2 protein-coding genes are annotated in these 2,319 nt (G+C 37.9%); one reads left to right on the forward strand and one right to left on the reverse strand.

Translation table 11 applies throughout. From position 1 onward, the window contains the following. Nucleotides 1–145 precede the first annotated feature (145 nt). A complete protein-coding gene (locus tag ENL20_10915; GenBank protein HHE39065.1) occupies nucleotides 146–1,606 on the forward strand; it encodes an AAA family ATPase in 1,461 nt (486 codons plus the stop codon). A 55-nt stretch (nucleotides 1,607–1,661) separates the two neighbouring features. Here the strand turns inward: ENL20_10915 and ENL20_10920 are convergent. Beyond that, the coding region (locus tag ENL20_10920) for a carbohydrate ABC transporter permease (GenBank protein ID HHE39066.1) at nucleotides 1,662–2,319 on the reverse strand (658 nt) is incomplete at its 5' end.

Below are 2,319 nucleotides of genomic sequence, written 5' to 3' on the forward strand. Positions count from 1 at the left end.
AACAGGATTCCAATCTTGTTCAAGTAAAAAAAATCGTAGTAAAATCTCTTTCCAAAATTATATCCTGATTTTTTTTAGATTTATCCTTTACAAAAACATTATCAAATAAAAATCTCGAATCATTAAAAAAAGCGGAGAAAAGGTAATGACACGAAAAACAAATAATCGTTATGATAATTTTGTGAAATATGTGAAGACATCTTTAAATAATTACAATCCCAAATCTACTTATGAATTGCTGTTAGCATTTTTAAGCTCGCAAGTCAATGCTGATTGCTGCCTGTTGATCAACAAATTTGAGCAGATACTGTTCAAATCTCCCACTCTGAAAGAAATAAAGTTCAGCCATACAATTCTTAAAAAAGCATTAAAGCAGAAAAAATCCTGCTATATTAAAAATGCGATAAAAGATACAAACCTTAAAACAAAAAAAAGCATTGTCGGGAATATTTTCTTATCTGTAATTTGCGTTGTTTTAAGAGATGAAACTGATGCGATCATCGGAGCATTATATCTGGACAGGCACTTTCCGGAAAAGGAGCCGTTCACAGAAATCGACTTGAAACAGGCAGAAGAATTCGTGAGTAATTTCACTTCTATTATGATTTCGGAAGGTCTGGAAAAAAAAGAATTGAAACGCTTTCGGGAAGATCACGGTTTCGAGGGAATGATCGGCAAAAGTGAGAAAATGCTGAAAGTATTCGAGCAGATAAAAAATGTCGCACCTACGGATTCTAATGTTTTATTGCAGGGAGAAACCGGAACCGGCAAAGAACTGGTTGCCAGAGCAATTCATAAATTAAGCAAAAGGTCGGAAAATCCGTTCATTGCCATCAACTGCTCTGCAATTCCGAAAGATCTTCTGGAAAGCGAACTTTTCGGTCATGAGAAAGGATCGTTTACAGGAGCAACTTCCAAACGAAAAGGAAAATTCCAGTTAGCCCATAACGGTACTTTATTCCTTGATGAGATCGGTGATATGGATATAAGTTTACAGACAAAGCTATTACGAGTTTTGCAGGAAGGGGAGATCCAATCCATCGGAAATGAGCAGATAATCAAAGTAGATATCCGTCTGATAACGGCTTCCAGCAAGGATATCATCGAAGAAATAAGAGAGAGTAATTTCCGCAAAGAATTATTTTACAGGATCAATTCCTTTCCGATTTTTATTCCGCCCTTGCGTGACAGAAAAGATGATATCATTCTGTTAGCAAATCATTATATTTCCAGATATTGTGAGAGAAATTACAATTATATTCCGATCCCGTATTTTACTGAAAAAGCAAAAGAAAAGTTGCTATCATACTCCTGGGAAGGGAATGTGCGTGAACTACAGAATACGATGGAAAACCTTTCTATCAGTTGTCCGGAAAGTAATCTCATTACAGACGATCAAATAAATTTTTATCCGATCGAAAAAGAATCTTCTAAAACCTCAACCCAAACTTCCTTAAAAGATATATCCGAAAAAGCAGAATGCAAAGCAGTCCGCAAAGCTCTGGAAAAATATAATTGGAATAAAGCAAAAGTTATCGCTGAGTTGAATACGACTTATCCGACTTTAGCGAGGATTATGGAAAAATATGGATTGGCTGAGAAATAAATCAACGAAACGGAAACTTGCCAAATTTTTGAGATTTGGCAAGTTTTTATTTAAACTACCCTTTCAATCCACTTGAAGCAAAACTGGAAATGATCTGTCTTTGCGCGAACAGGAACAGGATCAGGAGAGGAAGAATACTGAAAGTCGAAGCTGCCATGAGGAGAGTTGTCTGGGAAGATGCTTCCAATGAGAAATAACTCAATCCAACTTGCAAAACGCGCAGATGCGGACTGTCGATCATAACGAGAGGCCACATAAAGCTGTTCCAACTTCCGATAAAAGAGAAAATGGCAGCAGTAGCGAGCACAGATTTGGAAAGAGGTAAAACGATCTTCCAGAGAATTCCGAAACGACTGCAGCCGTCGATGGAAGCAGCATCGAACAGTTCCTGCGGAATGGTCTTGAATTGCTGTCGTAAGAGGAAGATCGTGAAAATATTGGCGATCCAGGGCACGATCAAAGCAAGGAATGTATCGAGCCAGCCGAGATGATTCAAAACAATGTAGGAAGGGATCAGGTAAACAGGCTGAGGCACCATCATCATACTGATAAAGAGGTAAAAAAGAAATTCTCTGCCTTTGAACTGCATACGGGCAAAAGCATAAGCAGCCAGCGAACCCGTTACGATCACTCCAAAAACAACAGAAAACGAGACGATCAGGGTATTCAGGAAATATCTATTGAACGGAACTTTGTTGAAGGCAGTAACGAAA

It is taken from the genome of Candidatus Cloacimonadota bacterium, from assembly GCA_011372345.1.
Classification (GTDB): Bacteria; Cloacimonadota; Cloacimonadia; order Cloacimonadales; family TCS61; genus DRTC01.